This is a genomic window from Picosynechococcus sp. NKBG042902 (genome assembly GCF_963864045.1).
Lineage (GTDB): Bacteria > Cyanobacteriota > Cyanobacteriia > Cyanobacteriales > MRBY01 > MRBY01.
In genome coordinates this window covers 1-7,001 of record NZ_CAWLTV010000033.1, presented here as the reverse complement: position 1 = coordinate 7,001, position 7,001 = coordinate 1, and the positions used below count along the sequence as shown (strand labels likewise).

Annotated in this window: 6 protein-coding genes; 3 read left to right on the top strand and 3 right to left on the bottom strand. The window is 51.3% G+C overall.

The annotated features are described in order from the left end of the window. The 3 genes from AACR41_RS00495 to AACR41_RS00485 all read right to left on the bottom strand — a co-directional run. On the bottom strand, window positions 1–1,008 hold a 1,008-nt coding region (locus AACR41_RS00495; protein WP_030008287.1), incomplete at its 3' end, for an ABC transporter substrate-binding protein. Between the two features lie 4 nt (window positions 1,009–1,012). Next, window positions 1,013–1,408 carry a hypothetical protein gene (locus AACR41_RS00490; protein WP_012307629.1) on the bottom strand — a complete coding sequence of 132 codons (396 nt, stop codon included), beginning with the start codon at window positions 1,406–1,408 and terminating at the stop codon, window positions 1,013–1,015. A gap of 106 nt (window positions 1,409–1,514) precedes the next feature. Further along, window positions 1,515–2,771 carry a hypothetical protein gene (locus AACR41_RS00485; protein ID WP_030008286.1) on the bottom strand — a complete coding sequence of 419 codons (1,257 nt, stop codon included), beginning with the start codon at window positions 2,769–2,771 and terminating at the stop codon, window positions 1,515–1,517. Window positions 2,772–3,085: 314 nt separating this feature from the next. Here AACR41_RS00485 and AACR41_RS00480 point away from each other — a divergent pair, with 314 nt between their 5' ends. The 3 genes from AACR41_RS00480 to AACR41_RS00470 all read left to right on the top strand — a co-directional run bounded on the left by AACR41_RS00480 (window position 3,086) and on the right by AACR41_RS00470 (window position 6,883). Next, complete coding sequence (locus AACR41_RS00480; protein ID WP_030008285.1) at window positions 3,086–4,843, top strand: sugar phosphorylase; 1,758 nt, start codon at window positions 3,086–3,088, stop codon at window positions 4,841–4,843. Then, window positions 4,824–5,663 (top strand): HAD-IIB family hydrolase, encoded by an 840-nt coding sequence (locus AACR41_RS00475; protein WP_030008284.1) that lies wholly within the window; start codon window positions 4,824–4,826, stop codon window positions 5,661–5,663. Before AACR41_RS00480 ends, AACR41_RS00475 begins: the two co-directional genes overlap by 20 nt. Before the next feature lie 107 nt (window positions 5,664–5,770). Then, window positions 5,771–6,883 carry a hypothetical protein gene (locus AACR41_RS00470; protein WP_030008283.1) on the top strand — a complete coding sequence of 371 codons (1,113 nt, stop codon included), beginning with the start codon at window positions 5,771–5,773 and terminating at the stop codon, window positions 6,881–6,883. The last annotated feature ends 118 nt before the right edge of the window (window positions 6,884–7,001 follow it).

Sequence of the window (7,001 nt, the reverse complement as noted above, 5' to 3'; positions counted from 1 at the left end):
CAGATTGTTGAACCATTTCGACTTGATGGGATCGACGAGGGGTTTGCCGTCCCGCTTCCCGGTATTGAGGTTAAAGGAAATGAAACTGGTGCCGTAGGCTTCACCGCCATTGTAGATGGTAAATTTACCCCGGTCTTCTTCCCGTTTCAGGAGCGAAAAATAATCTGGGCTGACCCCTGTAACATCCAAGTCACCAGACCGAAATTGCAGCAAAGTGGTGTCGGTGTTGGGGACGATTTGCCAAACGATTTGATCCACGTAGGGTTTGGGGGTTTGCCAGTAGTAGGGGTTGGGCTGGAAGATTAAGCGCTGACCCACGGCATAGTTAATTAACTGGTAGGGGCCACTGGAAACTAAATCTTGTGGTGGCGTGCTGACGCCCCAGGTGCCCAAAAAGAGGGGATTACCTTCGCTGTCGGTCTGCTCAACGCTTTCGCGGAGGACGTGTTCTGGCAGAATTTCCAGGGCCGTATTGTTGAGGAAAGGCGCAAAGGGCTCGGTGATGGTGAATTTCACCTGGCGATCGCCTACTTTTTCCACCGTCGGCAAGGTTCCGGCAACGCCCACCCGGAGGCCATCACGGGAATTGGTGGGGATTTTTTCGTTGAGATAAATCTGGTTGTAGCTAAAGACCACATCATCAACGGTGAGCGGTTCCCCATCAGACCATTGCAAATTGTCCCGCAGGGTAAAGGTCAAGCTGAGTTGGTCTTCGGAAAATTCCCAGGATTCGGCAAGCCGTGGCTCCGTTTCCCCCGTGACGGGGTTTTCTGAAACTAAGCCTTCATAGGTAAGGCCAAAAATACTGGGAGACTCTGCCGAGAGGGCCGGGTTAAAGGTTTTCGGGTCGCTGAGGACGCTGATCACAATTTGGTTGTCCCCTGCCCCGGTGGCGTTACTGGCTTGGGGATTACAGGCGGTGAGGACAGAGGGCAAAGTCAAGGTAAAGGCGATCGCCGCCACAAATGCCCAAAACCGCTGTAACCGAAATAATTTAGAAAATTTCAAGACTTTATTCTTCTTCATTGCGCTGCGCCCCATCTAAACGCCCTAGTTCATACACCCCACAGCCAGCACAGGCCATCACCCCCAAACTGATTGCCCAACTGTGGCCGAGGCTCCACTCCACCCCAAAATTACACCCTGCGCCAAATAATAAAAAAGGCACAATGCTCAGGAGCGAGGCCGAAAAAGCACTCTTGGATTCACGAATTTCTTTGTCCTTCTCAAATTCTTCTTCGGAAAAATAGAGCGATCGCTCGGCCCAGTTCATCCAACGTTCCAGACCATTCAAGATCCCTTCCCGCAACGGAGCAATGCCAATGTAAAGGGCAAAGGCCCAGAGGCAAGCGCCGGCGATCGTGCTGGCTTCGATGGGAATAATAAAGGGGAAAAATTCACGCAACATAGGGGGAGTAAGGGCGACAACTGTGTTTAAAGATTGTATCGATTGTGGTGGCCTTCGGCATCCTCCCCCCATCATCTGTTGCGGCAATGGCGATCGCCCTGGAACTTTAAACCATCTCCAAAGGGGGAATTTCCGAGCGCTGCATCGTCGCCTCTAACTGCACCTCTGCCATATCCGCTTCCACCGCTGCCATCAGTTGCTCCCGGAGGTCAGGCATCACCGCCAAGGCCCTTGTCCAGTCTGGAATGCGGTACACAGCCGGCTCGTGCATATATTTATCAAAGGCTAAGGGAATGATCTGCTCAAAGCTTTCGACAGTCATTTCCTCCCGGTGGCGATCGTAGGGAATACCGTTACAGGTCGCATCGACAAAATATTGACGGATCATATCCTGGGCGACGCGGCGGAACTTCACCTGGAGCGCGATTTGGTGCCCTTCAGAGAAAACAATTGACTCTGTTTCTGTCAGGGTGCGTAGGATCGAAGACAAAATTTCGGTACACATTTTCTGTAGCCCTTCCTGGGGATTGTTGCCCACGGCTTTGTGTTTGTGGTCAAAGAACCCCAGATCCACCTGGGCCACTCGTTTCGGCGCTACATTGCGATAAACCTCTGCCAATAGTCCTACTTCAATGCCCCAGTCACAGGGAACGCGCAGATTTAAGGCCAAATCAGCGGTCATGGCAAATTCACCAGCGAGGGGATAGCGGTAGGACTTGAGGTAGTGGAGGTAAGCATTGCGCCCCAGGACGTCTTCAAGGGTTGCCAACAGAGGCGCAACGAAGAGGCGCACAACCCGGCCATTCATCGCTCGGTTTTCGAGGCCGAGACGGGTATAATAGGCTTTGTTGTAGGCAATGCCAAATTCTGGCTCCACGATGGGATAGAACAGCTTGGCCACCAGGGAACGGTCAAAGGTGACAATGTCAGCATCATGGAGGGCGATCGCCCGGGCATCTAGGGACGCCAGACCAAGGCCTAGCCACACCGCCCAACCCTTGCCCATGTAGTCAAGGAGATTGAGATTTTGGTGGGCGAGCTTTTCTAAGATGCCACGAATTCGGGCTCCATTCGTCCAAATGACGTTGACCTTTTGGGGCAATTCACGAAAAAACGTCACAGCATGGTGATACTGTTCGACGGTTTCGGCGTGGAGACAAACATTGATGGTCTGGATGTAGGCACAGCCTTTTAAATACTCTTTGATCCGAGTGAGGGCAGGCCGTTGAAGTTCTTCATAAAGTGAGGGAATGAGTAACGCCATGGGGCAAATTTCACGAAGATTCATCAGGCGTTTTTCGAGGTAGTCCAGATCGGCATCAAGATCATGGATGGTGGTGATGAATTCTTGGCAAAAGTCCATTGCTGGTCACCTAAATAAAAAGAAAATCTTAAAATTTGTCTTTAAAGTAACCCAATTTTTGGGGGTTGGCCGTATCTAAAGCGACGTAAAAATCACTACAATGTCATCCGCATTTGTTGATAGGCTGAGATTTAACTTGAATAAAAGATGAGTCGGCCGTTTTTTCGCCCCTAAGAAAATACTGAAAAAATAGATCAAGCGAGTTTTTAAAAATGATGTCTGTTGATCCTGTAATCACGAGACTCTGGGGTTTAAAAAAGCGACGTGGACTTGTCCCCGATGAGTGAAATTAGCGTGTTTGTCCTGTTACTCCTATGACCATTCCCCAGATTGCAGGTCTTGGCGATCGCCTTGATGAATTTTTTGCGACCCTATATCCTGATCGTCCGCCTGCAGCATTAGTTGCGCGTTTGGAGCAGGTGCTTGCGCCCCATGTGACGGCGACGACGAAAAATGAAGAGTTATGGGATCAAAGCACGGCCCTGATGATTACCTACGGGGATAGCCTGTACCAAGCCAATGCTGACAATGGCCCCAACCCCCTCCAGGTACTTTTGGCTTTTCTGCGGGAACGGCTCCAGGGGGTAATTAGCGGTGTGCATATTCTGCCGTTTTTTCCCTACAGTTCCGATGATGGTTTTGCCGTAATCGATTACCGCCAGGTCAATCCACAGTTGGGCAGTTGGCAAGATATCGAGGCGATCGCCAAAGAATTTGAAGTGATGGCCGATTTGGTGATCAACCATGTCTCCAGCGAATCAGCCTGGTTTCGGCAATTCCTCGCCCAGGAAAAACCCGGTTGTGACTATTTCATTGAGGTGCCCCCAGATACCGATACCCAGTTAGTGGTGCGCCCCCGCAGTAGCCCGCTCCTGAGTCAATTTGCTACGACAAAAGGCGATCGCCACGTCTGGACCACCTTTAGCCGCGACCAAGTAGATGTCAACTTTGCTAACCCCGACGTCCTCTTTGAATTTATCGATATCCTCTTGGGCTACTGTCAGCACGGCATCCGCTTTATTCGACTCGATGCGGTGGGCTTTCTCTGGAAAAAATTACAAACCGCCTGCATTCACCTGCGGGAAACCCATCTGGTAATCCAATTGATTCGGGAAATCCTTGCTGTCACCTACCCACGCACCGTGGTAATTACCGAAACCAACGTCCCTAACCGGGAAAACCTCAGCTATTTCGGCAAGGGCAACGAGGCCCACATGATCTACAATTTCAGCCTGCCGCCCCTACTCCTCAATGCGCTGATTCGGGGCGAAGCCCGGCACCTCAAAACCTGGATGAAAAGTATGCCCCCGGCCCAGGATGGTTGCGCCTACTTTAATTTCACCGCCTCCCATGATGGCATTGGCCTCCGCCCCGCTGAAGGTCTGCTAGAAGGCAAAGAATTCGATCAATTGATCCAAACCATGGCCGATTTTGGAGCCAGAATTAGCTACCGTAGTTTGCCCAATGGCACCGAAAAACCCTATGAACTGAATATTTCTTTGTTCGATGCCCTCAAAGGCACCATCACAGGCCCCGATCCTTGGCAACGGCAACGATTCCTCTGTTCCCAGGCGATCATGATGTCCTTAGAGGGAGTGCCCGCTTTCTATATCCATAGTTTTTTGGCGACCCCCAATGATGATGCCAAGGTGGCGATGACAAACCATAACCGCAGCATTAACCGTCACCAATGGGACTATGACCGACTCCAGCAAAAGCTCGCTGACCCTGATTCTGACCAAGCCTGGGTGTTGCAAGAACTGACAAAACTCATCCGGATCCGTCGCCGGCAGCCGGCATTTCATCCCAACGCAACCCAATACACCCTTGATTTCCAGAGTCCAGCAGTCTTTGGGTTTTGGCGTCAGAGCCGCGATCGCCGCCAGAGTATTTTCTGCTTGTTTAACCTAGGCGATCGCCCGACAACTATCCCGGTGGCCAGCCTAAACCTGATTTGCACCGATGACTGGCAGGATTTATTAGATGAAGTTGTGTTAGAAGAAGGCACAACGGACATTTCCCTAGCCCCCTATCAAACTGCGTGGATTACCAATGTTCCTCTGCTTCACTGACCTCGACGGCACCCTCCTCAACCATGATGACTATCGTTACGATGCGGCGATACCGACGATCCAGACCTTAAAAAAATTAGGAATTCCGGTTATTCCCACCACCAGCAAAACAAAAGCTGAAGTGCTGGAACTGCGGGAAGCCCTTGGGTTAAAAGATCCATTCATTGTGGAGAATGGCAGCGGCATTTTCCTAGAATCTGACGATCCACGCTTTGATTTTTCGGCATTGGATCTGGAGATGGCAACCGAGGCAACCCTAACCACTATTACCCTCGGCATTGCTTACGCCCAAGCGCGACAATCCCTCCAGCATTTGGCCCAACAGATTGGGGAACCGTTAACGGGGTTTGGGGATTTGAGTCTGGCAGCCTTGCAGGATCTTACGCAACTACCCTTAGCGGCGTTAAAACAGGCGGGCGATCGCCAATTTAGTGAACCGTTTTTGCGACCCCAAACAAATTTAACAGAGCTAGAATCCTTGGCGAAAAAAGCTGGCCTACAAATCTTGGTGGGCAATCGTTTCTGTCATCTTCTAGGCGCAGGTGCTGGCAAAGGGCGGGCTGTGCAACTCCTCAAGCAGGCGTGGCAACAAGCCCATCTCGATCAACCACCGATCAAAACCCTTGGCCTGGGGGATAGTCCCAATGATTTGTCTCTACTAGAAGTTGTGGATGTGGCGATCGCCGTGCCGGGGCCTCAAGGGGTTAATCCCAAACTCGTGTCCCAGATTGAAACAAAGGGCTGGCTCGTCGCTCCAGAACCCGGTGCAAAAGGATGGGCCAGGGCCGTAACCGCTCAACTTGATATTTTGTTCAACTAGCGCAACTTGGGTTCTTCAACAATTCAGCAAAAAATCATCATTTTTTCTGATTAGGCGATCGCCAACCATTTGTTAGGCTATTCCCGGACATCGCCCAAGCACCGCCTATGTTTTTCTTTTTGAAGCAACTGACCAGTTGGGACCGCTGGAATCAATTCCTGGTGAGTCTCTCGATTTTGGCCTTTTTACCCCTCCAGTTTCCCCAGGTGATCAGCAATGCCGCCGTCATTAGTACGGGAAATCCAGCGGCGATCGCCACCCTGGGGGTGATTCCCGTGGGCGGTTATGCGGCCGGGATTTTAGGTAATTTGTTGTTGATGAATTTCCTTGCCGGGCAGCGGGAATTTTGGGGCACTACCGTCCAGGCCGTAGGCATCGTCACCGCCGACATTGTGATCTTTCAACTGTTCCAAGTGGGCTTCATTCCAGGGTGGTTATTTTGGCCGGCGACCCTGTTTTTGCTGATGGGGATGGTGTTGAACTATGGTCATTTTCTCGTTGGCGATCGCCCCAGTTGGCAGGCGCAATTTTGGCCCCAATGGCGACGCATTTTACAGTGGCTCGGCATTGCTCTACTCCCCGCATTGGTTGTGCTCCAACTCCACGATGCTTTTTTCCCAAATCTCCCAGAATGGCCAGGGGGCCTTGGAGCGGCATTCCTCTTGAGTGGCTTGATGGTGCAACTAATTCAACGGCAAACCGTAAGCCTACCCAATTTTTTTCAATACCAAAACCGCTGGCGACGGGGGGTAATGGCCCAGAGCACTTGGCTGAAAAGCTGGCTAAGACGGGGCTGGCGTGGTTTAGCGGGCTGGACGGCAAACCTCCTGTTTATGTTTAACTCCCTGGCCCAATTTGTGAACTGCTTAATTTACCCCGATGATCTGGCGGCCCTCTCCCTCACAACCCAAGTGCTGTTTGTGGTGGGGAATTTGTTAATGTTGTCCCGCTCCGGCACCCTCCTCATCGCCGGGAAAGACCGGATTTGGTGTGCCAGCACCCTCTGGGATCTGTTGATGCGAGTCGGGATTTTTGCCTGCTTACTCCAGGCTGGCCTCCTCAGCTTGCCGTTATTTTGCGTATTTTGTGGGGCGATCGCCATTTATTTAAGCTTCATTTTTTTGATGACCAAGCGAGTTTACCCAAGCTCCTCTCTCGCCGATACCGCCATTTTTCTCCTATTCGGTCGTTCCCCCCAGTGGCAGCCCATTGAAAGTTAAGCCATTGATGATGACGCGTGGGCGATCGCCTATTGTGCCCTGCCATAGAGCTACATAGTAATACAATCAAAATTCAAACAAAATATTCCCGAAATAGAAGAACAGAATCAACTCTCTT